This window comes from Kribbella swartbergensis, from assembly GCF_054784135.1.
The window spans coordinates 260,709-284,487 of record NZ_BAAGPM010000017.1 but is presented as its reverse complement, the minus strand read 5'-3'; the positions used below and the strand labels follow the sequence as shown (position 1 = coordinate 284,487).

Here is a 23,779-nt window from a genome sequence, read left to right as displayed (position 1 = left end):
GGGGTCATCAGTCCTTCTTGTCGCCGAGGGACTCGAGCAGTGTCCGGAGCAGGTCCACGAACTGCTCGCGTTCGGCCTGCGAGAGGCCGGTCAGCAGCCGGTTCTCGGTTTCGATGTGGGCCGGCAGAACGCGGTCGACCAGTCGCAGGCCCTCGTCGGTCAGGGTGACCCGGACACCACGCCCGTCCGTCTCGCTCGGCGTCCGGGTGACCAGACCGCGCGCCTCGAGCCGATCCAGTCGCTGGCTGATCGCTCCGGACGTCACCATCGAGGACCGCATCAGGCCGGCCGGGGTCAGGCTGTGCTCCGCGTTGCTGCGCCGCAGCGTCGCGAGTACGTCGAACGAGGCCCGGTCGAGGTCGTACCGCGCGAAGTTGCGCCGCAACTCGGCGTCGAACAACTGGTTGAGCCGGGCCACCCGGCCCACCAGGCCCATCGGCGACGCATCCAGGTCGGGACGCTGCTCCCGCCACTGCTCGAGCACCAGATCGACGTGATCAGCCATGCAGCCAGCCTAGTTCAGATTGCTTAGCGGTGAGGGATTGTTAATTACTTAGCACTGAGATACTTTATCTTAGTGCTAAGTAATCGGTCTCCTGCTCCTCGTCACGGCGATCACGCCGCTGCTGTGGGGCACCACCTATCTGGTCACCACTGAACTATTGCCGCCGGGCCGTCCGCTGCTCGCCGCGGTCATCCGGGCGCTTCCGGCCGGCCTGTTGCTCGTGGCGATCACCCGGACGCTGCCGCGCGGCAGTTGGTGGTGGCGGTCGCTGGTCCTCGGGACACTCAACATCGGGGCGTTCTTCGCCCTGCTGTTCGTCGGCGCGTACCGGCTGCCGGGCGGCGTCGCCGCGACCGTCGGCGCGATCCAGCCGCTGCTGGTCGCCGTACTGTCGACCGGGCTGCTGCGTGAGCGGCTGAAGACCCGGACTGTTCTGGCCGCGGTGGCCGGTGTGTTCGGGGTCAGCCTGCTGGTACTGCGGGCCGACGCGCGGCTCGACATGTTGGGCGTCGCTGCCGCGTTGGGCGGGGCGGTGGTGATGGCCTTCGGCGTCGTACTGAGCAAGCGGTGGACGTCGCCCGCTCCCCTGCTCGCCACAACGGGCTGGCAACTGGTGGCCGGTGGACTGGTCCTGCTACCTGTCGCGTACCTCGTCGAGGGCGCACCACCTGCCACGCTGACGGCCGCGAACCTGGCCGGGTACGCCTACCTGACGATCATCGGCTCGGCGCTGGCCTACGCGCTGTGGTTCCGCGGACTGCGCTCCCTCTCCCCCACGGACGTCACGTTCCTCGGGCTGCTCAGCCCGGTGATGGCGACCCTCCTCGGCTGGCTCGTCCTCGACCAGCGCCTGACCTCCGCCCAGGTGATCGGCGGCCTGATCGTCCTGGCCGCGCTCGTCACCGCGCAGGTACGGCGACGGAAGACGATCAGTACTCCGCCGCCGGTGCTCGTCCCCGCAGTGGAAAGGTGCTGAAGGCGACCGCGGTCGCACGGATCAGATGAGGCCCTCACGCAGGGCGTAGGCGACGGCGTGCGAACGGTTCTTCAGCTGAAGCCGGCTGGTCACGTCGTGGAGGACGTTCTTCACCGTGCGCTCCGAGTAGGACAGCTCGCGCGCGATCTCCTGGGTGTCCTTGCCGTCGGCCACCAACCGCAGGACCTGCGTCTCCCGGTCGGACAGCCCGGTGTGGGACAGACCCCGCGGTGCCAGCACGTGCCGCTGCATCCGGGACACCCGGCCGAGCAACCGACCCAAAAGGTCCGGAGGCAGGCTGCCGTCACCCGCTGCGGCGGCCAGCACCAGATGGACGATGCGATCGGCGGTCGCCTCGGTGCGCCGCAGTACGCCGGACACCCCCAGCTCGACCGCGGTCATCAGCGCGTCGTCGTTGATCGCGCTGCCGATGAGCACTGTCCGGCGGCATCCGCGTTCCGTCGCGGACCGGAGCACCTGGACGGCGGTGTGGTCCAGCGAGTCGACGGCGATCAACGCGACCACCGGCAGGGCGGTGCGCTGGTCGGTCGCCTGGGCCTGCCGCGCCGCCAGGTCGGCATCGGAGATCAGCGCGACCTCCGGCCGCGGCCTCAGCGCGTGCACCAACCCGAACTGGGACAGCGGGTCGAGAGCCTTCACCCAGACGGCGATACGTTGCTGCGTCGTCATACCTGTCACTCCCCCAGAGCGTTGATCAACGGAACGGACTGCACCCGTGGTCACACGAACCCCCAAAGATCGTCGCTTCCGATCGTGCTCCGGAACCTTCAGCCAGCCTTAAGGGCCGCCGGAACAGCCCGCCCGAACCTGGCTCCCGGAACGGCCCTCACTGGCTTGATGCCCGAAAGGGCAGGTTGGTTGCGACTCAGGCCCGGCCTCAGGCGGTGAGGGTGCTGATCGCGCGCAGGGCGAGGCGATAGGAGTCGACGCCGAACCCGGCGATGGTGCCGGTGGCCACGCCGGCCACGACGCTGGTGTGCCGGAACTCCTCGCGGGTCGCCGGGTTGGTGAGGTGGATCTCGATCAGGGGCGCGGTCCGCTGGGCGCAGGCGTCGCGCAGCGAGTACGAGTAGTGGGTGAAGGCCGCCGGGTTCAGCACCACCGGCAGCTTCCCGTCGGCCGCCTCGTGCAGCCAGCCGACCAGTTCGGCCTCGTCGTCTGTCTGCCGCACCTCGACCTGCAGCCCGAGCTCGGCGCCCACCTTCTCGCACTCCGCGACCAGATCGGCGAACGTCGTCGTCCCGTACTTCTCCGGCTCCCGCGACCCCAGCCGCCCGAGGTTCGGCCCGTTCAGCACCAGCACCCGTCGTGCGCTCACATCCGTCACATCACAACCCTAGAGCCTTCCGAAGGCGAACCCGGCCTCCGCCACGGCCTCCGGGTAACGCTCGGCGGCGGACCGACCGGCGTCGATCGCGACCCAGTTGCGACGGGCCAGCACGTCGCCCTCACCCGAGCGGTCTCTCGCCTCGATGTGCTGCACTCCGAAGACCTCCCACCCGAACTCGCCGCTTGACGGCAGAGTCAGGACCAGGGGGCTCCGGGGCCGCCCATGCGGGCGGCGTACTCGGAGCCGCGGGTCAGGTCTCCGCGGCGGACCGGTTTGTCGGTGAAGGCCGAGGCGTAGATGGCCGCCGCGAGTTCCAAGGTGTTCCGGGCCTCGGCGAGCGGGACGGGTGCCGGCTCCCCGGCTGTCAGCGCATCGAGTACGGCGGTGAGCTGAGCGGTGTGACCACTCGGCACGTCGGGCAGATCGGCAGACCAGGCCTCCGTCACCGCCTCCTGCGACGGTCCGGGTGTGATCGTCCAGTTCTCGTTCTGGTAGCCGTAGAGGTGTTCCAGCTCGACGGTCGCGTTCTCGTAGTCGAAGCGGAGCTGAGACGTCTCCCGGGGCGACACCAGCGAGTTGACGATCGACGCGACCGCGCCGTTCTCGAAGGTCACCAACGCCATCGAGACGTCCTCGGTCTTCGTCGGCCGGGCCTGCCGGGCGGCGACGGCGGTTACCTTCCCCCACGGGCCGAGGATCGACAGCAGCAGGTCGAACTGGTGGATCCCGTGACCCATCGTCGGCCCGCCGCCCTCGACCTCGAAGGTGCCGCGCCACGGCACCGCGAAGTAGTCGTCGTCCCGGTACCAGGTGGTGTTGCACAGGGCAACCAACGGCCGGCCGAGGACACCACCGGCGGTCAGCTCCCGCAACCGCACCGCCCCGGAGCCGAACCGGTGCTGGAAGACGCATACGACCTGGGCGGACGACGCGCTCTCCGCCTCCAGCAGCGAGTCGAGTTCGTCCAGCGACAACGTCGGGGGTTTCTCCACGAACACGTTGACACCCGCCGCCAGGCACTCGGCGGCCAGCGGCACATGCGAACCGGGCGGCGTGCACAGGTGGACGAGATCGACGCCGCCGGCCGCGAGCAGCTCGGTCAGGCTCGCGTACACCGAGGGGATCTCCCACTTGGTCGCGAACGCCTCGGCCCGGTCGCGATCGACGTCGACCGCGGCGACCAGTTCGGCCCGGTCCGCCAGGGCGGTCACCGCCCCGGCGTGGGCGTTGGCGATACCACCGGTGCCGACGATCGCGATCCGGTACTTGCTGTCGGACATACAGCCCCTCTCAGGACGCGGGCAGCGTCGGAAAGCCTTTTCCCGAACAGCATCCTGAACGGGCCGCCGCGGAATGACAAGTGCGCGTCCGCCAGCTGACCGGATCCGGTCAGGAGCCTCGCGGTACGCCGGCGGTCAGGAGACCTCGACGTACGGCGGGGTCAGGAGACTTCGGCGTACGCCGCGATCAGGAGGCTCGGGTCCGGTGCTTCGAAGATGGCCGGCTTGGCGAGGCCGTCGAGGACGACGAACCGCAGCCGGTCGGCCCGGGTCTTCTTGTCCAGCTTCATCGCGTCCAGCAGGTGCGGCCAGGCGTCCGCCCGGTACTTCACCGGCAGCCCGAGAGATTCCAGTACGGCGCGATGCCGGTCGGCCGTGGCGTCATCGAGCCGGCCGGCCGCACGGGCCAGTTCGGCGACGAACACCATGCCGATGCTGATCGCGGCACCGTGCCGCCACTTGTACCGCTCGACCCGCTCGATCGCGTGCCCGAGCGTGTGGCCGTAGTTCAGCGCCTCACGGCCGATCTTTCCGCCGACCGTGGTGGTCCGTTCCCGCAGGTCGGCGCCGACGGTGTCCGCCTTCACCTGGATCGCCCGCGCGATCAGCTCCCGGGTGGCGTCGTACGCCGAGCTGGACGCACCGGCCGGGTCCTTCTCGATCAGGTCGAGGATCACCGGGTCGGCGATGAAACCGCACTTCACGACCTCCGCGAGACCGCTCACGTAGTCATTGCGCGGCAGCGTCTCCAGCGCGGCCAGGTCACACAGCACCCCGGCCGGCTCCCAGAACGCGCCGACCAGGTTCTTCCCCTCGGCCGTGTTGATGCCGGTCTTGCCGCCGACGGCCGCGTCGACCATGCCGAGCAGCGTGGTCGGGATGTGAACGACCTTCACCCCGCGCAGCCAGGTCGCGGCGACGAAGCCGGCCAGGTCGGTCGTCGTACCGCCGCCGACACTCACGATCGCGTCGGAGCGGGTGAATCCGGCCTGCCCGAGCACCGACCAGCAGTACGCGAGCACCTCCGCGGTCTTGGCGTCCTCGGCGTCCGGGATCTCGATCGCGTGCGCGGTGTAACCGCCGGCGGTGAGGTCGTCGCGGATCGCGTCACCGCTGGTCCGCAGCGCCCGCGGATGGATCACGGCGACCCGCTGCACCCCGTCGCCGAGCAGTCCCGGCAGTTCACCGAGCAGGTTGTTGCCAATGACAACGTCGTACGGCGCCGCCGCGGCCACCCTGATCCGGGTGGGCCCGTCGCCCACAGATCCAACGCTCATCCGAGGTGCTCCAGGATCTCGGCGGCGATCTCGTCGGGGGTGCGGTTGTCGGTCTGCACGGTCAGTTTGGCGACCTCGGCGTACAACGGACGGCGGGCCTCCATCAGGTTGCGCAGCTGGGTGCGGACGTTGCCGAGCAGCAGCGGCCGGGCGACCCCGAGACCGACCCGCTTGACCGCCTCCCCGAGGCTGACGTCGAGGAAGACAACGTTGTGACCGGCCAGATCGGCCCGGGTATCGGGATCCAGGATCGCGCCGCCGCCGAGCGACAGCACCTCACCGTCCTGCGCCAGTGAAGCGACGATCGCGGCCCGTTCGAGCGCCCGGAAGTGCGGCTCGCCGTGGTCGACGAAGATGTCCGGGATCGGCTGCCCCGCTCCGGCCTCGACGTCGGCGTCGGTGTCGCGGTGGTTTACGCCGAGCCGCTCGGCCAGCACCGCCGCGATGGTCGACTTCCCCGATCCCGGCGGCCCTACCAGTACGACGACCGGGCTCACAGCTCCGCCCACTCCCGCGGTGCGATGGTGGCCGGCAGACCGGCCAGGTACGCCTTGTGGTTGCGCGAGGTCTCCGCCACCGAGTCGCCGCCGAACTTCTCCAGCGACGCGTCGGCCAGCACGAGCGCCACCATCGCCTCGGCCACGATGCCCGCAGCCGGTACGGCGCAGACGTCCGACCGCTGGTGGTGCGCCGACGCCGCCTCGCCGGTGGTGGTGTCGATCGTGCGCAGTGCCCGCGGCACGGTCGCGATCGGCTTCATCGCGGCCCGCACCCGCAGCGTCTCGCCGGTGCTCATCCCGCCCTCGGTGCCGCCCGAGCGGGCGGAGGCCCGCCGGATCATGCCGTCCTCGGCGACGATCTCGTCGTGCGCCTTCGACCCCGGCGTCCGGGCCAGCTCGAACCCGTCGCCGAGTTCCACTCCCTTGATCGCCTGGATGCCCATCAGCGCGCCGGCCAGCTTCGCGTCGAGCCGCCGGTCCCAGTGCACGTAGCTGCCGAGACCCGGCGGGAGGCCGTCCACGACCACCTCGACCACACCGCCGAGCGTGTCACCGGCCTTCTGCGCGGCGTCGATCTCGGCCACCATCGCCTTGCTCGCGTCCGCGTCCAGGCAGCGCACCGGGTCCGCGTCCAGCTTCGCGACGTCGTCGTACGACGGGATCACGCCGTACGGCGCCTTGACCGTGCCGAGCTCGACCACGTGGCTGACGATCGTCACGCCGTACGCCTGGTGGAGGAAGCGGGCCGCGACCTCGCCCAGCGCGACGCGGGCGGCGGTCTCGCGGGCGCTGGCCCGTTCGAGCACCGGACGAGCCTCGTCGAAGCCGTACTTCTGCATGCCGGCCAGGTCCGCGTGGCCGGGCCGCGGCCGGGTCAGCGGTGCGTTCCGGGCCAGGTCGGCCAGCGCTGCCGGGTCGACCGGGTTGGGTGACATCACCTGCTCCCACTTCGGCCACTCGGTGTTGCCGACCTGGATGGCGATCGGGCTACCCAGCGAGACACCGTGCCGGAACCCGCCGATGAACGTCACCTCGTCCCGCTCGAACTTCATCCGGGCGCCGCGGCCGTAGCCGAGCCGACGACGGGCGAGGGCGTCGGCCACGTTGTCCGTGGTGACCTGGACGCCTGCGGGAAGACCTTCGAGTACGGCGACGAGCGCTTGTCCGTGCGACTCGCCGGCGGTAAGCCAGCGCAGCATGCCCCGATTCTTCCACGCGCCCCCCACCCACCCGACGCCGGTCTCACGCCCCGCGCCGGCTCAGTTCTCGATCGGATTGAGCACCCGCGCTCCGGTCCGCTCGACGTCAGCCGTGTTGCGGGTGACGAGCGTCCAGTCGTGCACCAGCGCGGTCGCCGCAAGCAGTCCGTCGACCACAGGCAGCGGCGAGCCTGCGTTCAACCGCCCCCAGGTCTCGGCGATCTCCAGAGTCACCGGGATGATCCGGTCGCCGTATCCATCGACCAGGCGCCGACTCCAACTGTCGATGGCGGCCGCTTGCTTCGGGTCTCGCACGGCAAGGCGTTCGATCCCCTGCCGGATTTCGCCGACGACCAGGACGCTCAGGTACAACTCGCTGGAGCGCACCGATCCGACCCAACTCGAGGCACCCGCATCGGGCGTTCGCCGCCGGAACTCCGACACGACGTTGGTGTCGAGCAGGTAACTCACTCGAACTCCACCACCCGCGCGGGGGCCGCCGAGCGATCGATCTCCAGCACTGTCAGATCGGGCGCCTCGGCGAGGAAGTCCTTGAAGTCGGTCTCCTCACCCCGCAGACGCCGGTAGTCGCGGATGTTCAGTACGACGGCCACCTGCTCTCCGTGCTTCGTGACGAACTGCGGCCCGTCCGCCTGGACGGCCCGAATCAACTCACTGAAGTGCTGCTTGGCTTCTTGCACCTGCCACTGCCCGCCCATCCTCACCACTCCCTCATTCGTCCCCGATTCAGTCTAGTCTGACTAGACAGAATCGGTAAATCAGCGGCACGTCGGCGTACGGAGGCCGTCCGCGGACAACGGGTCCCGGAAGGTCAGGAGGATGTCGACGGTTTTGTTGAGGGGGGTGTTGGGGCAGCTGGTGGAGGCTTGGGCTGCTTGGGCGCCGGATAGGGCGGCGCCGGTGAGGGTGAGAGTGGCGGCGACTGTAACGGTCAGGCGGGCGGTGGTGCGGCGGAGTGCGGTGGTCATCGGGGGGCTCCTTTGCGGTCTACCAACGACCGTAGGAGTGGTGGGCCTCAGCCGAACTGGCCTTCGGGCCCGACTTCGGGGTAGCGCTGGCACCACCGTCGATAGGGTTTGGGGCATGGATCGGGGTGCTGAAGAGACGTGGCGGTCACGGGTGCGCGGCTGTCTGCTGGGTGGAGCGATCGGGGACGCGTTGGGCGCGCCGGTCGAGTTCGAGAGCGGCCGGTCGATCGTTGCCGCGCACCCAGACGGGTTGCGCACCTTCGTCTCCGGTTCCGCCGGCTGGCCGCCCGGAACGATCACCGACGACACCCAGATGACGTTGTTCACGGTCGAGGGACTGATCCGGGCCGGGGTGCGGACCGACCGTGGGTTGGGGTTCACGGTCGCCGTGGTCCATCACGCCTACGACCGCTGGCTGGACACGCAACTCCTGCCGGTTCCGAGCGGTGAGCGCAGCGGCTGGCTGCAGGGGCAGCAGTGGCTCTACGCGCGGCGCGCTCCTGGCAACACCTGTCTCAGCGCGTTGACGCAAGCCCGCAAGGGCAGCGCGAAGATCGAGCAGTTCGGTGCGCAGGCTGAGAACGACTCGAAGGGGTGCGGCGGCGTGATGCGGGTGGCGCCGTTCGGGCTGCTGCCGTCGAAGTGGTTCGACCGCGAGTGGGTGTTCGACGCGGCCGCCCAGGCAGCCGGCTACACCCATGGGCACCCGACCGGCAAGCTCGCCTCTGGTGCGTTGGCCGTGATCATCCACGAGATCTGCGCCGGCGCCGACCTCAACGCGGCCCTGGACACGACGGCCGACGTACTGGCCCGACGGCCGGACCATGAGGAGACCAGTACGGCGCTCGCGGCCGCACGCGAACTCGCGGCCACCGCGCCGGAGCACGGGCCGGTCACCGTGGAGAAGCTGGGTGGCGGCTGGGTGGCGGAGGAGGCTCTGGCCATCGCGGTCTACGCAGCACTCGCCTACCCCGAGCCCGAGCAGTTCCTGGACGCGCTGGCCTTGTCGGTCACGCACTCCGGCGACAGCGACTCCACCGGCGCCATCTGCGGCAACATCCTGGGAGCCCTCCACGGTGAGACCGCTCTGCCTCCTGAGCTCGTCTTCACCGTCGAGGGCCGTGCGGTCATCCTCGAACTGGCGGACGACTTCGCCCTGGAGTTCACCAGGCCCACGCGTCTCCACGGCGACTACGGTCCCCACACCGCGTGGGGCCAGGCCCGCTACCCCGGCTGGTGACCTTCGTCGGATCCCCTATCCGGCGTACAACCTCGCCAGTGGTCCGCCGAGCGCGACGCCGGCCAGGGCGCCGACAAGCATGAAAGGCCCGAACGGGACCATCTGCTTGCGGGTCATCACCTTCGCCGCGATCAACCCGATCCCCACGATCGCGCCGAGGAAGAAGCCGCCGTACAACCCGCTGATGAACTCGCCCCACCCGAGCCAGCCGAGCGCCATCCCGAGCAACCCCGACAGCCGGACGTCGCCGAAACCGACACCCCGCGGGAACACGAACCACAACACGTAGAACACCGCGAACCCGATCAAACCCGCGAGCACCGCGCGGCGGAACGACCCCCACTCCCCCGACACCACGGCCGCGCCGAGCAGCGCCACCCCGACCACGACGTACGACGGCCAGATGATCGCCGACGGCAGATACCGGGTCCGCGCGTCGATGTAGCCGAGCACGGCACCGGCCACGGCCAGCAGCAGCCACGCCACCAGCACCGGCGTCGTGCCGAGCATCCAGCCGAGCAGTCCCCCGGACACGGCCGCGAGGAGACCACACCAGTACGCCGCCCGCGCACCGGCCAGCTCTGCGTACGGGATCTTGGTCTCGCCATCCTCCAGGGACGGCTCCGGGATGCGCCGCATCAGCCAGGGACCCAGCAGGTACGCCGCCGGTCCGCAGAAGGCCACACCGACCCCTGCGGTGAGCAACGCATTGTCAGCCGGCACGATCCAGCAGCCTAGACGATCCGCACCACCGCCACGCGCGCCTTGTGGACGACCCCCAGACCTTCGTGGCTGTGGAGGAGCTAGACGAGGGTGTACGGCGTGCGGAAGAAGTTGGCGGGGTCGTATTTTTGCTTGATCGTGCGCAGGCGGGCCAGGCTTGCGCCGTAGTAGGTGCTGACCGAGCGGCGGTTCTCGACGTAGTTCACGTAACCGCCGGCCGAGTACGTGCGGACCGCGCGATGTCCGTTGGTGACGAAGGTCTGGGCGACCTTCAGCTGCGCCGAGGTCGGGCGCGCGGGCGTACCGGCGTACCACTGGATCACGCCGAGGGCTGACCGCCAGGCCCAGGACGAGCCACCGGCCGGCTGTTTCGCGGCCTGCCCGCCGAGCGGGTCGATGATCGCCGACGCCGGTGTCCTGGCCCGCGCCGCCGCCTTCACCGCACCGAGCAGCGCGGTGATCGTGGCCGCGTTCATCGGGCCCTTGAGTACGTCGGAGCCGGCGAGGAACCCGGTGCGCGGGCTGGTCGTCCCGCCGCCGACGTACCGGACCGCCTCGAGGTGCGTCTTCACCGTGATCGACCGCACCGAGGCCCGCGACCCGACGAACGACTCCAGTTGCGCGGCCGCGGCGGCGGCGTTCCCGGTGGTGGAGATCCCGAGCACGTGGACCGACAGCGTTCCGTTGCTGCGGGCATCGATGTGCAGGTTGCCCCAGGAGGTGATCGGCGCCGACTGGGCGAACCTCTGCCAGCCGCGGACGACGGCCGCCGCCTTCGATTCCGGCCAGGTCAGCCGGAAGAACCCGATCTTCGTCGCCGGGATGGTGGCGAACCGGAACGACGTGACCACCCCGAGATTCCCGCCGCCGCAGCCCCGGAGCGCCCAGAACAGGTCCGGGTCGGACGCGGCACTGACGTTCCGCGCGACGCCGTCGGCGGTGATCACGCCCATCGACAGGATCCGGTCGCTGGTGAGTCCGAACGCCCGCGTGTGGATGCCCATCCCACCGCCGAGAGCGAGCCCCGCGACTCCGACCGTCGGACAGGTACCGGTCGGCAGCGAGCGCCCGTACTTGTCCAGGAAGACGTGGACGTCGTACAGCCGTGCACCGGCACCGACGGTGAGGACGCCGTTCGAGTAACTCATGCCGCGGATCGCGCCCAGGTCGACCATCAGGCCCCGGCTGACCGTGGACGCACCGACGTAAGAGTGCCCACCGCCCTTCGGAACCGTCACGAGCCTGTTCGCGCGCGCGAAGTTGATCGACCGCTGCACGTCGGTGGCGTTCGCGGCCTTGACCACGGCGGCCGGCTGAACGGAGTCCCACCGTGGGTTGAACAGCTGGTGCGCGGCCGGGTAGCCGGACGTCGACGGCATGAACAGCCGGCCCTTGAGCGACCGCGCGAAGCTGTTCCAGTTCGGTGCGGCCGCGGTCAGGGCTTCCGTTGTCCCAGTGGTGGCCGGCTTGGTGTCGGTGCAGCCGGTCAACGCGGCGGCGGCGGCGACGCCGCCTGCCCTCAGTAACGTCCGGCGGTCAGGCTGGCTCACGATCCTCGAGCTCCTCACGGGCGGCGGCTCTCATGGCCGCCAGAGGAGCCGGCGACCTACCCGTCATCATCTCCACCTGGAGAGTGGCCTGATGCACGAGCAGATCAAGTCCGTTCAACAGCTCTGTACCGATCCGGCGAGCCGCGACGGCCAGCCCGGTCGGCCACGGGTGATAGGCCACGTCGAACACCACTGGCGCGACCGCCGCGAAGTGCTCGGCCCACGGGTCGACGGCACCGCCGGGCAGCGTCGACACGCACAGGTCGAACCCACCGATCTGCTCGACCTGCGAGAAGTCCGCGACCGACGTCTTCAGCCCGAGTTCGGCGGCCAGGTCCAGCAGCCGCTCGGCCTTGGAGACGTCCCGGACGACGACGGTCACCTCGCTGACCTTCAGTCCGCGCAACGCCGCCAGCGTGGACGCTGCGGTGGCCCCGCCGCCCAGGACCACGGCGGTGTCGGCCGCGGAGATGCCGCGCTCGGCGAAGGCGTTGACCAGCCCCGGTACGTCGGTGTTGTGCGCCGAGCGGGACCCGTCCGGCTCGAACAGCATCGTGTTCGCCGCACCGATCAGCTCCGCGACCGGGTCAACGGTGTCCACCAGGTCGAGCGCGACCCGCTTCAGCGGCATCGTCAACGACAGTCCGCGGACGTCGTCACCGAGCGACGCGACGAACCCGCGCAACTCGTCCTCGCCGACCTCGAAGGCGTCGTACGTCCAGTCCAGGCCGAGAGCGGCGTACGCGGCCCGGTGCATCGCCGGCGACAGCGAATGCGCAATCGGCGAACCCAGAACAGCGCACCTCATCCGCGCCTCCCCATCAGCAGCGGCCCTTGTGAGCGGCGCACCAGGCCTGGAGCTTCTTCACGTTCTGCAGGTGCTCGTCCGACGTACTCGCGAACGCCGTCTCACCGGTGTCGAGGTTGACCAGGGTGAAGTACAGCCAGTTGCCCTGCGCCGGGTTCAGCGCCGCCCGCAGGGTCTCCTTGGTCGGCGAGTTGATCGGCGTCGGCGGCAGGCCCTTGTTCTTGTAGGTGTTGTACGGCGAGTCCATGTCACGCTGCTCCGGCGTGGTGAACACCCCGCCGTCCCGGCCGACCACGTAGTGGATGGTGGAGTCCATCTGCAGCCGCATGCCGACCCGGAGCCGGTTGTAGATCACCCGGGACACCTTGGCGTAGTCCTGCGGCCGGTTCGTCTCCGCGCCGATGATGCTGGCCACGATCACCGCCTGGTACGGGTCCAGCTTCTTGCGCTGCGCGGTCTTCACCAGGTCCAGCTCGGCCGCCGTCTTCGCGTACTGCGCCGTCATCAGCTTGAGGATCGTGTACGCCGTCGCGCCCTTCGGCACGTCGTACGTCCCCGGGTACAGGAAGCCTTCGGCGTTGTTCTTCGCGTACGGCGGCAGGCCCAGTGCGGCCGGTTTCGCCAGCGCGGCCGCGGCGGCGCCGGCCGGTAGTTTCAGCTTCGGCGACTTCTGCAGCGTCTCGCTGACCTCCGCCTTGGTCAACCCGGCCCGGAACCCGATCCGGTTGACCAGGATCGACTTGCCGGTGTCCAGCATCAGCTCGAGCGCGGCCTTGGCCGACATCTCCTTGTGCAGGGTGTAGGTGCCGGCCTGCAACTGCCGCGAGCGCGGGTCGTCCCGGGCGGCCCGCTCGAACGCCCGGGCGCTCTTCACCACGCCCTTCTTCTCCAGCGTGTCGGCGATCGACTGCGCGCTCTGCCCCTGGGTGATCTCGACCACGACGGTGCCGGTGCCGCTGCCCTGGTAGTCGGGTGCGGCGAACATCTGCTCGAGCGCGTCCTTGCCCTTGCCGAAGCCGACCACGGCCCCGGCGATCAGCGCACCGACGACGACCAGGGAGATCAGGCCCGCCAGGCAGCCGAACCCGCGCCGCGCGCGGGCCTTGCGGCGGTTCGCCCGGCGCTCGACCCGGCTCTCCGGACGCAGCCCGAGCCCGGCGCTGAGATCGTCGCCGTCAGTCACGTCGTCGTCCACCGATGTTCTGTTCACAGGGGCCTCCCGGGTGGGTTCCCAGTCTCACGCTCGACATCGAGCGCGTGTTGCAGAATCACGACCGCCGCGGCCTGATCGACCACGGCCCGCCGCTTGGAGCCCTTCTTTCCCCGTTCCCGCAGGATCCGCTCGGCGGTCACCGTGGTGAACCGCTCGTCCACCAGCCGCACCGCGGTCCCCGAGTTGCCCTCCTGCACCTTCGCCCGCACCTGCTCCGCCGTTTCCCGGATCTTCACCGCGGCCGGCCCTTCGCCACCGGACAGCGACCGCGGCAGACCGACCACGATCTCGACCGCCTCCAGTTCGGCGGCGAGTGCGGCGATCCTATCCAGATCACCCGGCCCCCGGCGGATCGTCTCCACCGGGGTGGCCAGGATTCCGTGCGGGTCGCTGCTGGCGACGCCGATCCGGACGTCGCCGATGTCCAGCGCGAGCCGCACGCCTCTCCGCATCAGTGCCTCATCGGCCGGTGCCGTCGGTCAGCCCGTGACGAGCTGGCCGATGGTGTGCTCGACCGCGGCCAGCGCGTCGTCGGCGCCGGACGGGTCGGTGCCGCCGCCCTGCGCGACGTCGTCCTTGCCGCCGCCGCGGCCGCCCAGCTTCTCGGCCGCCACCCGGACCAGGTCGCCGGCCTTCAACCGCCACTCGCGGGCGGTGTCGTTGAGCGCGATCACCACGCCGGGCTTGCCGTCGTTCACACTCAGGACGGCGACCACGGCCGGCTTGTCGGCCGGCATCCGGCCGCGCACGTCCAGGGCCAGCTTGCGCAGGTCCCCGCCGTTCACACCGTCGGGTGCGCGATGACCGACGTACTGGACGCCGAAGACGTCCTTCGGCTTCGCGGCCAGCTCGGCCGCCGCCGCCAGCACCTGGCCGGCCTTCAGCCGCTCGAGTTCCTTCTCCGCGGCCCGCAGCCGCTCGGCCAGATCGGCGACCTTGGCCGGCAACTCCTCCGGCCGGGTCTTCAGGTTCTCGCTCAGCAGCCGGACCAGCGCGCGCTCCTTGCCGAGGTAACGCAGCGCCTCCATGCCGACGAACGCCTCGAGCCGGCGGACACCGGCACCCACCGACGACTCGCCGGTGACGGTCAGCGCGCCGATCTGCGACGAGTGCTTCACGTGCGTGCCACCACAGAGCTCACGCGACCAGGGCCCGCCGATCTCGACGACCCGGACCTGCTCGTCGTACGTCTCGCCGAACAGCGCCAGCGCACCCCACTCCCGGGCCTCCGGCAGCGTCATGTACTTCGCCGACACCCGCAGGTCCTGCCGGACCGCGAGGTTCGCGACCTCTTCGATCTCGGACCGGGTCGCCTGGTCCAGCGCCGACGACCAGGCGAAGTCGAGCCGCAGGTAACCGGGCTTGTTGTACGAACCGCTCTGCAGCGCGTTCGGGCCGAGCACCTGCCGCAGCGCCGCGTGGACGACGTGCGTGCCGGAGTGCGCCTGGCAGGCCGACACCCGCCACTCGTGGTCGACCTCGGCGTGCACGTCCAGGCCCGGCGTGAGAACACCCTCGAGCACCTTGACCCTGTGCACGATCAGGCCCTTGACCGGCTTCTGTACGTCGAGCACCTGCAACTTGACGCCGTCCGCGACGATCAGGCCCTCGTCGGCGATCTGGCCGCCGGACTCCGCATAGAACGGGGTCTTCTCCAGCACCACCTCGACGGTCTCGCCCTGCTCGGCGGCCGGCGCGACGACGCCTTCCCGCAGCAGACCCCGGACCTGCGAGTCGGTGGCGAGCTCCTGGTACCCGGTGAACTCGGTGACGCCCTTCTCCCGCAGCTCCCGGTAGCCCGAGGTGTCCGCGTGCCCGGCCTTCTTCGCGCGCGCGTCCGCCTTGGCCCGGTCGCGCTGCTCCTTCATCAGGGACTTGAAGCCCTCGGTGTCCACGTTCAGGCCCTGCTCGGCCGCCATCTCGATGGTCAGGTCGATCGGGAAGCCGTACGTGTCGTGCAGCTGGAACGCCTTCGCGCCCTCCAGCTGGTGCGCACCGCCGGCCTTGGTCTCGCGGACGGCGACGTCGAAGATGCTCGTCCCGGCCGTCAGGGTCCGGCGGAACGCCTCCTCCTCGGCGTACGCGACCTGGCTGATCCGGCCGAAGTCGGACTCCAGCTCCGGGTACGACTTCTTCATCTGCTCCAGGCTGACCGGGAGCAGCTCGACCAGGCTCGGGTCCTCGTAGCCGAGCAGGCGCATCGACCGGATCGCGCGGCGGAGCAGCCGGCGCAGGACGTAACCGCCCTGCTCGTTGCTCGGGGTGACGCCGTCGCCGATCAGCATCAGCGCGCTGCGGACGTGGTCGGCGACCACCCGGAACCGCACGTCGTCGACGTGCTCGGCGCCGTACTTGCGGCCGCTCAGCTCCGACGCCCGCTCGATCACCGGGTAGATCTCGTCGATCTCGTACATGTTGTCGACGCCCTGCAGCAGGTACGCCACCCGCTCCAGGCCGAGACCGGTGTCGATGTTCTTCTTCGGCAGCTCGCCGAGGATCGGGTAGCCCTCCTTGCCGCCACCCTCGCCGCGGATGTTCTGCATGAAGACCAGGTTCCAGAACTCCAGGTAGCGGTCGCCCGCCTCCCAGTCCCGGTCCGCGCCGAACTCCGGGCCGCGGTCGATCAGGATCTCCGAGCACGGGCCGCACGGGCCGGGGATGCCCATCGACCAGAAGTTGTCCTTCATGCCGAGCCGGACGATCCGGTCATCGGGCAGGCCGGCGACCCGCTTCCACAGCGCGATCGCCTCGTCGTCCTCGTAGTACACCGAGGCGTACAGCACCGACTCGTCGAAGCCGTAGCCGCCGTCGCTCTGCGGCCTGGTGACCAGGTCCCAGGCGTACTCGATCGCCTTCTCCTTGAAGTAGTCGCCGAAGGAGAAGTTGCCGTTCATCTGGAAGAACGTGCCGTGCCGGGTGGTCTTGCCGACCTCGTCGATGTCGAGGGTCCGCACACACTTCTGCACACTGGTCGCCCGCGTGTACGGCGGTGTCTGCTGCCCGACGAAGTAGGGCACGAACTGGGCCATGCCGGCCACGTTGAACAGCAGGTTCGGGTCCGGCGACGGCAGTGGCGCGCTCGGCACCACGGTGTGGCCGCGGTCCTCGAAGTACTGCAGGAACCGCCGCCTGATCTCACTGGTTTCCATGGGTGTTACCGGTAGTCCTCACGCGTGTTCGTGTTTGTGTCGATGCCGAGGGCGTCGCGGAGCTCGGTCTCCCGCTCGGCCATGCCGGCGCGCACCTCGTCGCCGAAGTGCCGGATCGCGGCGGCCACCTTGGCCGCGGACTCCTGCAGGCTCTCCGGGGCGAGCACCTGGGCGCGCTTCTTCAGCCGGGTCACGGCGTACACACCGACCGCGATGCCGACGACCAGCCAGAAGATCCGCCTCACCGGACGTCACCCCGCTTCCGTGCCTTGCGCTCGGCCTTCATCTCTTCCTTCACCCGCCGGGTCACGTCCTTGCGCTGGCTGTCGCCGAGCGCCTTGCGGACGCCGTACGTGAACGCCGCCGCCTTCACCAGCGGACCGCCCGCGGTCGCCGAGAACAACGACATCAGTGCGGCCGCGTTGGTGGTCACCGTGGTCGCGTTGTCGGTGATCGTGTCGACCTTGGCGAGCTGCGCGTTGGTAGTAGCCACGGTACTGGTCACCTCGCCGAGCAGCGGCACGCTGGAATCGGAGACGCCCTTCACCATGATCCGGGTCTCGTCCAGGACCTTGCCCAGCTTCAGGATCGGATAGGCCAGCAGGCCCACCAGAATGAGCAGCGCACAGGCGGCTATCAGCCCCGCCACTTCACCGACGCTCATGGGAAACGATCCACCTTCCGTTGCGACCTCGTGGACCGCCCGACCTTATCGCGCGGCACCATCACACTCCGCTCCAGGACACCATCCCCCACATCACAGTCCCCCACCAAACCAGGACTGCACACCGTCAACCGCGGGTTACGGTCAGGAGCTGCCGCGTTCGCAGGCCACGCCGTCGCCGTTGCGGTCCAGCGCGGGCGAGTAGCCGGGATCACCGCGGTACAAGGGCGCCTGGCCGGCTGCGCGGGCCTCGGCACAGTTCCGGTACACCACCGTCGGCGTGGTGCTTGGGTCCGTTGGCGAGGTGGTCGGTGGCGTCGGCGTGATGCTCGGGTCCGTTGGCGTCGTACTCGGGTCCGTTGGCGTCGTACTCGGTTCGCCTGGGGTTGGGCTCGGTTCAGTCGGGGTGGTGTTCGGTGCGGCTGGGGTGGTTGGCGCCGCTGGGGTGGTGCTCCGTTCGCCTGGCGTCGTGCTCGGCGGCTGCGTTGTGCCGGTCTCCGCCGGGGTCTGCGACCGCGGTGAGGAGGGCGACGACTGCGTCGAGGTCTGCTTGGGCGACGCGGACGCTGACCAGGGCGGCGTCGGGGCGGTCGGCGTGGACGACGGCTGCGTCGACGGGAACCAACTCGTCGCCGGTCCCGGCGCCTTCACGTTCCGTCGAGCCGAGCCGGACGGCGGGCTCGAGGGCGGCTTTGAGGGCGGGCTCGACGGCTCCCGCGGCGGTACTCCAGGCAGGTCACCCGGCGAGGTACCCGGCGGGTTGGCGGCGGAGGGCTCGGTCGTCTCGGACGGGGTGGTGTCCTGGGATCCCGTCACGGGCGGTGTGGTGGTCGCGGACTCGTGGGCATTGAACGGTACGGCGATCAGCAGGCCGGCGAGCGCGAGCACGACCGCTGCCAACGCGGCCAGCTTGAGCACCGGTGGCCCGCCGTACCGGCCGAGGGGTCCACGAACCGGTTGCCCGTTCTCGTCGACCCAGAAGGCCCAGCCGGCCGGAGGTTTCGGCCAGGAGCGTTCAGGTTTCCAGTTTTTCGGTGGCCGCCAGCGCGCGTTCGGCGGTTCCGGCCATCCGGGGGGCGGGTTGAACTGCCTCAATACTCCGAACCTTTCACCCCCAGGCCGACTGGAAGCCTACCGACTCGCCCCCACGGCTCAAGGCAGGCCCCCGCCGTACTCAGTCGAAGCTGACCGTGAGTGTCCGGACCGCGCCGTCGGGTGCCCAGGTGAGGTGCATCGTGCCGGTGCCGCCACCCGCCCAGCGGAAGCGAACGATGTCGGTCGCCGGCCCGGACGGCTCGGTGGAGACCAGCGTCATCGTTTCGTCGGGTGGGTCGGCCCGGTAGGCGGCGGCGATCGCGGGGCGGCCCTCGAACGGCCCGACCGGGATGCCGATGAAGATCAGCTGCGCGTCCTCGGCGAAGCGCTGGGCGAACGCGTCCCAGTCGCCGGTGGTGACTGCTTCGTTGAAGGCGTCCACATGCTCTTTCGTTCGGGTCATGTGCGGCCTCGAAGGATCTTGCGGATGGCGGCGACGCGATCGGCGTACGCGGCCTCGCCACCGCGGCGGGTCGGCTTGTAGTAGTCGGTGCCGTCGACCACGTCCGGGGCGTACTGCTGCGGGACGACGCCCCGGGGGTCGTTGTGGGAGTACTGGTACGACGCTCCGTGCCCGAGCTTCTTGGCGCCGGCGTAGTGCGCGTCGCGCAGATGGGGTGGCACCGGACCGACCTTGCCGGCTTTGACGTCGGCGATGGCACTGTCGATCGCCATGATCACCGCGTTGGACTTCGGCGCCAGCGCGAGCGCGACGACCGCCTGGGCCAGGTTGATCCGGGCCTCCGGCATGCCGATCAGCTGCACCGCCTCGGCCGCCGCCACCGCGACGCCGAGCGCGGTCGGGTCGCCCATGCCGATGTCCTCGCTCGCCGAGATCACCAGCCGCCGGGCGATGAACCGCGGGTCCTCGCCGGCCTCGATCATCCGGGCCAGGTAGTGCATCGCGGCGTCCACGTCCGAACCCCTGATCGACTTGATCAGCGCCGACGCCACGTCGTAGTGCTGATCCCCGGCCCGGTCGTACCGCACGGCCGCCCGGTCGACCGCGGTCTCGAGCGTCTTCAGGTCGATGACCCGGGCTTCCTTGGCCCGGGCGCCACCGGCGGCGGCTTCCAGGTAGGTCAGTGCCCGCCGGGCGTCACCCCCGGCCATCCGGAGCAGGTGGTCGCGCGCGTCGTCCGCGAGCTCGAACTCGCCGTTCAGCCCGCGCTCGTCGGTGAGTGCCCGATCCAGCAGTACGGCGATGTCGTCGTCGGTGAGCGATTCGAGCGTGAGCAGGAGGCTGCGGGACAGGAGTGGCGAGATGACCGAGAAGAACGGGTTCTCGGTGGTCGCCGCCACGAGGGTGACCCAGCGGTTCTCCACGCCCGGGAGCAGGGCGTCCTGCTGGGCCTTGGTGAAGCGGTGCACCTCGTCGATGAACAGCACGGTCTCGACCGCACCGGTCGCCCGGGACAGGTCCCGCCGGGCGGCGTCGATCACCTGCCGCACGTCCTTGACGCCGGCGGTCACGGCCGACAGCTCGACGAACCGCCGGTTGGTCTGGTGAGAAACCACTGCCGCGATCGTGGTTTTGCCGGTGCCGGGAGGTCCCCACAGGAGCAACGACATCGGCTGGTCTCCCTCGACCAGCCGCCGCAGTGGTGAGCCCGGGGCGAGCAGGTGCTGCTGACCGACCAACTCGTCCAGACTCCGCGGCCGCATCCGCACGGCCAGCGGAGCCGCCGTGTGGTCGACATCCGCCAGACTCCCGCCACCCCGAGCAGGCGCCGCAGCCCCCGGAATCTCGAACAACCCGTCACTCACACCAGCAGCCTAACCACCCCCACCGACACTCCCCCGCGCACGCCCGCCGAGTGCGGCCCCCAGGGGACGGCTGTCACTTCTTGCGGTCAGGGTCGTCCTCGTCGTCTGCGTGTCGGAGCTCTTCCGGGAGGTCCTCGTCGTCCGCGTCGCGGAGTTCCTCGGGGAGGTCGTCGTCGAGGGCGCGGAGTTCTTCTGGGAGGTCTTCGTCGTCCAGGTCGCGGAGTTCGTCGGGGAGGTCGTCCTGGTCGAATTGCTCGGGTGGGATCTCCTCGGACTGGGCGCCGGACTCCGGTTTGATGGCGCTGCGGAGGCGGCCGAGGATCCGGTCGGCCTCGGTGCCGAACGGGTTGTCGTTGACCAGGTAGGTCCAGGTCGCCGTCGGCCGCGGCACCCCGCTGGCCTCCTCGTCCAGGCCGTCCGCGGTGATCTCGGCGGTCTTGAACGTCTCGACCGCGTCCTTCCACGCGTCGTCGATCAGGGTGTCGAAGGACGCGATCGCGGACTTGTTGAACTCGTCGATCGGCTTGAGGTGCACGATGCCGCCGGCCAGCGAGCGCAGGTGGATGCCCTCGCGCAGATCCGCCAGGTACGCCAGGTGGTCGGTCCAGCGCCGGTCGAGGTGGTGCAGCGCGATCCGCCGGGCGGCGTCCTTCACCACGTCCTCGCCGAGCTCCTCGACCAGTTCGTCGTACCGCTCCTTGGCCTTCTCGGCCAGCTGCTCGGCGGCCAGGTCCTCGGTCAGCACCTTCTCGCGGGTGTCGAGCAGGATCGCCCGCTGCTGACCGGTCAGGCGGTGGTATTGCCAGGTGGTCCGGTGCAGCTCCGCGTTGGCACCGTCCGCGACCCGCTGGGCGTGTTCGAGGACGCCGAGCGACTTCCGGTCGGTGAGCCGGCCGGTCTCGTCCGGGTGCGGCCGCAGCCCCGACGAGACGGAGTACCGGGTGACCAGCTCGTCGCCGAGGCTGGCGAAGAACAGCGACCCACCCGGGTCGCCCTGGCGTCCGGCGCGGCCACGCAACTGGTCGTCGAGCCGCCGCGAGGCGTGCAGACCCGTCCCGATCACGTAGAGGCCGCCGAGCTCGATGGCCTTCTCCTTGTCGTGGGACTCGTCGCGCCCACCGAGCCGGATGTCCGTACCGCGACCGGCCATCTGCGTCGACACGGTCACCGTCCCCGGCACACCGGCTTCGGCGATGATCGCGGCCTCCTCGGCGTCGTTCTTCGCGTTCAGTACGACGTGCGGGATCCCGGCCTCCTCGAGCCGGTCGCTGAGCTGCTCCGACTCCTCGACGCTGTGGGTCCCGATCAGGATCGGCCGGCCGGTCTCGTGCACCTCGGCGACGTGCTCGACCAGCGCGGCGTTCTTCTGTTCGACGGTCAGGTACAGCCGGTCCGGCTCGTCGATCCGGATGTTCGGCTTGTTCGGCGGTACGACGGCCACCTCGACGTCGTAGAACTCCTGCAGCGACTCGCCGACGACGACCGCCGTACCGGTCATGCCGCACAGCGTCTTGTACTGCTTGATCAGCGCCTGCACGGTGATGCTGTCGAGCACCTCGCCGGAGTCGCTGACCGGCACCGCTTCCTTCGCCTCGACCGCGGCCTGCAGGCCGTCGGGCCAGCGCTGCAGTTTGGCGATCCGGCCGCGGTTGTTGTTGATCAGGCTGACCTTGCCGTCGCGGACCAGGTAGTCGACGTCCTTGCGCAGCAGCACCTCGGCGTGCAGGGCGACGTTGATCTGGGTCAGCCGGTCGAGGTGGTCGTCCTCGTACAGGTTGATGCCGCCGAGGGCTTCCTCGACCTTGTCGGTGCCCTTGTCGGTCAGCGCGACGGTCCGGCCGTCGCCGTCGATCTCGTAGTCGACTCCGGCCCGCAGCGTCCGGACCAGCTGGACCACGTCGTCGTCCAGCGCCTCGGACCGGGTCGCACCGGCCAGCACCAGCGGCACCCGGGCCTCGTCGATCAGCACCGAATCGGCCTCGTCCACCAGCGCCACGTCCGGCTCCACCGTGACCCGGTCGGCCACGTCGGTGACGAGCCGGTCCCGCAGTACGTCGAACCCGACCTCGCTCACCGGCACGTAGCAGACCTCGGCCTGGTACGCCGTACGTCGTTCCTCCGGCGTGGACGCCTGGCCGACGTGCGACACGGAGACGCCGAGCAACTCGTAGACGGGGCCCATCCACTCGGCGTCGCGGCGGGCCAGGTAGTCGTTGACCGCGAGGACCTGGACCCTGCGGCCGCCGATCGCGTAACCGGCCGCGGCGAACGCCCCGGCGAGCGTCTTGCCCTCACCGGTGGCCATCTCCACGATCCGGCCCTGCAGCATCGCCAGCGCGCCGACGACCTGGCCGTCGAAGGCACGCTCGCCGATCGCCCGCCGGCCCGCCTCCCGGGCGAGCGCGAGGAACTCGATCTGATCGTCCTCGTGCAGGCCGCCGGTGGTGCGTAGCTCGGCGACCGCCTCGGTGAGCTCTTCGTCGGTCAGGGTCAGGACCGACTCCTCCGCCTCGCCGACCAGCTGGGTGAGCCGCTCGTACGGGCCGAGGTCGATCGAACCGGGGCGCTGCAGCAGCCGGCGGAAACGAGACGCGATCTTCAGGGCCATGCTTCCGCAACGTACAGCCTCACGGAGTCGTTCCGTGCATCAGGTCAGCGTGTCCCTGGGTCTCACGGCGTCCACTCGTACGGCGTCGTGGTCGTGACCGCGTGGAGCCCCAACTTCTGCAGAATCGGGCGGGAGTCCTCGGAGGCGTCCACCCGGAGATACTCGTACCCGCGTTCCTTCGCGAGCCGGGCCCGATGCGCCAGCACCGCGCTGTACAGCCCCTGCCGCCGCCACTCCGGCAGCGTCCCGCCACCCCACAGGCTGGCGAACCCGGTCCCCGGGTGGAACCGCACCCAGGCGGCGGTCAGCGCCGGCCCGTCCGGACCCTTCAGCGCGTCCTCGACCAGGAACACCGACAACCGGTCCGGGAACATCCGCGCCTCGGCCGCCAGCCGCTCCTCGATCCGCTCCAGCCCGTTGTGCCACAGCGTGTCCATCAGTACGGCGATCCGCTGGAAGTCGGCCGGGCCGTCGGCCTCCCGCAACCGCACCTTCGACGGCAGCGCGGACGGCCGCGCGAGCACAGCGTCGACCTCGCCGAGGATCAGCGTCTCCGGCTCCCCCGCGGTGAACCCCGCCCGGACCAGCCGCTCACCGAGGTCGGCCGGCTCGTCGTACGCGTAGGTCTTCCACTCGAACGGCAGCCCGCGGTCGCGGAAGAAGGCGACCTCTCGGGCGATCACCGCGTCCGCGTCGTCGCCCAGCCCGCGCGGCGTCTCGACGAATCCGGCACCGTCCGGTCCCTCGACGTAGGAGCGATGCACCGGGCCGTCGTGTTCGGTCTTCCAGCCGGGGATGGTGTCGGCGTCGGGCAGCCGGATCCGGCGGTGGAACACCTCGAGCAGTTCGTCAGGGGTCATCTGCACATCGTGCCCGAGTGGCTAC

At 70.1% G+C, this 23,779-nt stretch carries 27 protein-coding genes; 2 read left to right on the top strand and 25 right to left on the bottom strand.

Annotation, left to right across the window (positions count from 1 at the left end):
* Positions 1-7 precede the first annotated feature (7 nt).
* On the bottom strand, positions 8-505 hold the full coding sequence (locus tag ACYVOK_RS13215) for a MarR family winged helix-turn-helix transcriptional regulator (protein WP_460662651.1): 498 nt from the start codon (positions 503-505) through the stop codon (positions 8-10).
* A 157-nt stretch (positions 506-662) separates the two neighbouring features.
* Here ACYVOK_RS13215 and ACYVOK_RS13210 point away from each other — a divergent pair, with 157 nt between their 5' ends.
* Positions 663-1,481 carry an EamA family transporter gene (locus ACYVOK_RS13210; protein WP_460662650.1) on the top strand — a complete coding sequence of 273 codons (819 nt, stop codon included), beginning with the start codon at positions 663-665 and terminating at the stop codon, positions 1,479-1,481.
* A 21-nt stretch (positions 1,482-1,502) separates the two neighbouring features.
* Here the strand turns inward: ACYVOK_RS13210 and ACYVOK_RS13205 are convergent, their stop codons facing one another.
* From ACYVOK_RS13205 to ACYVOK_RS13160, 10 genes are all read right to left on the bottom strand, one after another.
* The gene (locus tag ACYVOK_RS13205) at positions 1,503-2,171 is read right to left on the bottom strand and encodes a helix-turn-helix transcriptional regulator (RefSeq protein WP_460662649.1); all 669 of its coding nucleotides are present in this window, start codon (positions 2,169-2,171) and stop codon (positions 1,503-1,505) included.
* Positions 2,172-2,379: 208 nt separating this feature from the next.
* Entirely contained in the window at positions 2,380-2,820 is a 441-nt protein-coding gene (gene aroQ, locus ACYVOK_RS13200; protein WP_460663070.1) for a type II 3-dehydroquinate dehydratase, read from the bottom strand.
* 18 nt (positions 2,821-2,838) lie between these two features.
* The gene (locus ACYVOK_RS13195) at positions 2,839-2,985 is read right to left on the bottom strand and encodes a hypothetical protein (RefSeq protein ID WP_460662648.1); all 147 of its coding nucleotides are present in this window, start codon (positions 2,983-2,985) and stop codon (positions 2,839-2,841) included.
* A 41-nt stretch (positions 2,986-3,026) separates the two neighbouring features.
* The gene (locus ACYVOK_RS13190) at positions 3,027-4,112 is read right to left on the bottom strand and encodes a Gfo/Idh/MocA family protein (protein WP_460662647.1); all 1,086 of its coding nucleotides are present in this window, start codon (positions 4,110-4,112) and stop codon (positions 3,027-3,029) included.
* Between the two features lie 161 nt (positions 4,113-4,273).
* Positions 4,274-5,389, bottom strand: a complete 1,116-nt coding sequence (gene aroB / locus ACYVOK_RS13185) for a 3-dehydroquinate synthase (protein WP_460662646.1) — start codon at positions 5,387-5,389, stop codon at positions 4,274-4,276.
* The gene (locus ACYVOK_RS13180) at positions 5,386-5,886 is read right to left on the bottom strand and encodes a shikimate kinase (protein ID WP_460662645.1); all 501 of its coding nucleotides are present in this window, start codon (positions 5,884-5,886) and stop codon (positions 5,386-5,388) included. The genes aroB and ACYVOK_RS13180 overlap by 4 nt, the downstream gene beginning before the upstream one ends.
* Entirely contained in the window at positions 5,883-7,088 is a 1,206-nt protein-coding gene (aroC, locus tag ACYVOK_RS13175; RefSeq protein WP_460662644.1) for a chorismate synthase, read from the bottom strand. The genes ACYVOK_RS13180 and aroC overlap by 4 nt, the downstream gene beginning before the upstream one ends.
* 60 nt (positions 7,089-7,148) lie before the next feature.
* Positions 7,149-7,559, bottom strand: coding sequence for a PIN domain-containing protein (locus tag ACYVOK_RS13170; protein ID WP_460662643.1), 411 nt, complete (start codon positions 7,557-7,559; stop codon positions 7,149-7,151).
* Positions 7,556-7,807 (bottom strand): type II toxin-antitoxin system Phd/YefM family antitoxin, encoded by a 252-nt coding sequence (locus ACYVOK_RS13165; RefSeq protein WP_460662642.1) that lies wholly within the window; start codon positions 7,805-7,807, stop codon positions 7,556-7,558. Before ACYVOK_RS13165 ends, ACYVOK_RS13170 begins: the two co-directional genes overlap by 4 nt.
* A gap of 60 nt (positions 7,808-7,867) precedes the next feature.
* On the bottom strand, positions 7,868-8,077 hold the full coding sequence (locus ACYVOK_RS13160; protein WP_460662641.1) for a hypothetical protein: 210 nt from the start codon (positions 8,075-8,077) through the stop codon (positions 7,868-7,870).
* A gap of 115 nt (positions 8,078-8,192) precedes the next feature.
* Here ACYVOK_RS13160 and ACYVOK_RS13155 point away from each other — a divergent pair, with 115 nt between their 5' ends.
* A complete protein-coding gene (locus ACYVOK_RS13155) occupies positions 8,193-9,317 on the top strand; it encodes an ADP-ribosylglycohydrolase family protein (RefSeq protein WP_460662640.1) in 1,125 nt (374 codons plus the stop codon).
* Positions 9,318-9,332: 15 nt separating this feature from the next.
* Here the strand turns inward: ACYVOK_RS13155 and ACYVOK_RS13150 are convergent, their stop codons facing one another.
* The 14 genes from ACYVOK_RS13150 to ACYVOK_RS13085 form a co-directional block, all read right to left on the bottom strand.
* The gene (locus tag ACYVOK_RS13150; protein ID WP_460662639.1) at positions 9,333-10,040 is read right to left on the bottom strand and encodes a prepilin peptidase; all 708 of its coding nucleotides are present in this window, start codon (positions 10,038-10,040) and stop codon (positions 9,333-9,335) included.
* A gap of 80 nt (positions 10,041-10,120) precedes the next feature.
* The gene (locus ACYVOK_RS13145) at positions 10,121-11,590 is read right to left on the bottom strand and encodes an FAD-binding oxidoreductase (protein WP_460662638.1); all 1,470 of its coding nucleotides are present in this window, start codon (positions 11,588-11,590) and stop codon (positions 10,121-10,123) included.
* Positions 11,577-12,398: a shikimate dehydrogenase gene (locus ACYVOK_RS13140; protein ID WP_460662637.1), complete on the bottom strand. Its 822-nt coding sequence runs from the start codon at positions 12,396-12,398 to the stop codon at positions 11,577-11,579. Before ACYVOK_RS13140 ends, ACYVOK_RS13145 begins: the two co-directional genes overlap by 14 nt.
* 13 nt (positions 12,399-12,411) lie before the next feature.
* Positions 12,412-13,608, bottom strand: coding sequence for an endolytic transglycosylase MltG (gene mltG, locus ACYVOK_RS13135; RefSeq protein ID WP_460662636.1), 1,197 nt, complete (start codon positions 13,606-13,608; stop codon positions 12,412-12,414).
* Positions 13,605-14,063 carry a Holliday junction resolvase RuvX gene (gene ruvX / locus ACYVOK_RS13130; protein WP_460662635.1) on the bottom strand — a complete coding sequence of 153 codons (459 nt, stop codon included), beginning with the start codon at positions 14,061-14,063 and terminating at the stop codon, positions 13,605-13,607. Before ruvX ends, mltG begins: the two co-directional genes overlap by 4 nt.
* A gap of 27 nt (positions 14,064-14,090) precedes the next feature.
* A complete protein-coding gene (alaS, locus tag ACYVOK_RS13125; RefSeq protein WP_460662634.1) occupies positions 14,091-16,760 on the bottom strand; it encodes an alanine--tRNA ligase in 2,670 nt (889 codons plus the stop codon).
* Between the two features lie 5 nt (positions 16,761-16,765).
* On the bottom strand, positions 16,766-17,005 hold the full coding sequence (locus ACYVOK_RS13120) for a DUF6167 family protein (protein WP_460662633.1): 240 nt from the start codon (positions 17,003-17,005) through the stop codon (positions 16,766-16,768).
* The gene (locus ACYVOK_RS13115; protein ID WP_460662632.1) at positions 17,002-17,424 is read right to left on the bottom strand and encodes a DUF948 domain-containing protein; all 423 of its coding nucleotides are present in this window, start codon (positions 17,422-17,424) and stop codon (positions 17,002-17,004) included. The genes ACYVOK_RS13120 and ACYVOK_RS13115 overlap by 4 nt, the downstream gene beginning before the upstream one ends.
* 144 nt (positions 17,425-17,568) lie before the next feature.
* The gene (locus ACYVOK_RS13110) at positions 17,569-17,694 is read right to left on the bottom strand and encodes an excalibur calcium-binding domain-containing protein (protein WP_460663069.1); all 126 of its coding nucleotides are present in this window, start codon (positions 17,692-17,694) and stop codon (positions 17,569-17,571) included.
* Between the two features lie 127 nt (positions 17,695-17,821).
* Complete coding sequence (locus ACYVOK_RS13105) at positions 17,822-18,049, bottom strand: hypothetical protein (protein WP_460662631.1); 228 nt, start codon at positions 18,047-18,049, stop codon at positions 17,822-17,824.
* Between the two features lie 549 nt (positions 18,050-18,598).
* Positions 18,599-18,922, bottom strand: coding sequence for a nuclear transport factor 2 family protein (locus tag ACYVOK_RS13100; RefSeq protein WP_460662630.1), 324 nt, complete (start codon positions 18,920-18,922; stop codon positions 18,599-18,601).
* Positions 18,919-20,286 (bottom strand): replication-associated recombination protein A, encoded by a 1,368-nt coding sequence (locus ACYVOK_RS13095; protein ID WP_460662629.1) that lies wholly within the window; start codon positions 20,284-20,286, stop codon positions 18,919-18,921. The genes ACYVOK_RS13100 and ACYVOK_RS13095 overlap by 4 nt, the downstream gene beginning before the upstream one ends.
* A gap of 73 nt (positions 20,287-20,359) precedes the next feature.
* Entirely contained in the window at positions 20,360-22,894 is a 2,535-nt protein-coding gene (secA2, locus tag ACYVOK_RS13090; protein ID WP_460662628.1) for an accessory Sec system translocase SecA2, read from the bottom strand.
* 62 nt (positions 22,895-22,956) lie between these two features.
* Positions 22,957-23,754 carry a GNAT family N-acetyltransferase gene (locus ACYVOK_RS13085; protein ID WP_460662627.1) on the bottom strand — a complete coding sequence of 266 codons (798 nt, stop codon included), beginning with the start codon at positions 23,752-23,754 and terminating at the stop codon, positions 22,957-22,959.
* Positions 23,755-23,779: the final 25 nt, after the last annotated feature.

Excerpts from the sequence above, each read along its gene's own strand:
- ACYVOK_RS13215 (WP_460662651.1), bottom strand. The coding sequence starts at position 505 with ATGGCTGATCACGTCGATCTGGTGCTCGAGCAGTGGCGGGAGCAGCGT.
- ACYVOK_RS13205 (WP_460662649.1), bottom strand. The coding sequence starts at position 2,171 with ATGACGACGCAGCAACGTATCGCCGTCTGGGTGAAGGCTCTCGACCCG.
- ACYVOK_RS13190 (WP_460662647.1), bottom strand. The coding sequence starts at position 4,112 with ATGTCCGACAGCAAGTACCGGATCGCGATCGTCGGCACCGGTGGTATC.
- aroB (WP_460662646.1), bottom strand. The coding sequence starts at position 5,389 with ATGAGCGTTGGATCTGTGGGCGACGGGCCCACCCGGATCAGGGTGGCC.
- aroC (WP_460662644.1), bottom strand. The coding sequence starts at position 7,088 with ATGCTGCGCTGGCTTACCGCCGGCGAGTCGCACGGACAAGCGCTCGTC.
- ACYVOK_RS13165 (WP_460662642.1), bottom strand. The coding sequence starts at position 7,807 with ATGGGCGGGCAGTGGCAGGTGCAAGAAGCCAAGCAGCACTTCAGTGAG.
- ACYVOK_RS13160 (WP_460662641.1), bottom strand. The coding sequence starts at position 8,077 with ATGACCACCGCACTCCGCCGCACCACCGCCCGCCTGACCGTTACAGTC.
- ACYVOK_RS13155 (WP_460662640.1), top strand. The coding sequence starts at position 8,193 with ATGGATCGGGGTGCTGAAGAGACGTGGCGGTCACGGGTGCGCGGCTGT.
- ACYVOK_RS13140 (WP_460662637.1), bottom strand. The coding sequence starts at position 12,398 with ATGAGGTGCGCTGTTCTGGGTTCGCCGATTGCGCATTCGCTGTCGCCG.
- ruvX (WP_460662635.1), bottom strand. The coding sequence starts at position 14,063 with ATGCGGAGAGGCGTGCGGCTCGCGCTGGACATCGGCGACGTCCGGATC.
- alaS (WP_460662634.1), bottom strand. The coding sequence starts at position 16,760 with ATGGAAACCAGTGAGATCAGGCGGCGGTTCCTGCAGTACTTCGAGGAC.
- ACYVOK_RS13115 (WP_460662632.1), bottom strand. The coding sequence starts at position 17,424 with ATGAGCGTCGGTGAAGTGGCGGGGCTGATAGCCGCCTGTGCGCTGCTC.
- ACYVOK_RS13100 (WP_460662630.1), bottom strand. The coding sequence starts at position 18,922 with ATGACCCGAACGAAAGAGCATGTGGACGCCTTCAACGAAGCAGTCACC.
- secA2 (WP_460662628.1), bottom strand. The coding sequence starts at position 22,894 with ATGGCCCTGAAGATCGCGTCTCGTTTCCGCCGGCTGCTGCAGCGCCCC.
- ACYVOK_RS13085 (WP_460662627.1), bottom strand. The coding sequence starts at position 23,754 with ATGACCCCTGACGAACTGCTCGAGGTGTTCCACCGCCGGATCCGGCTG.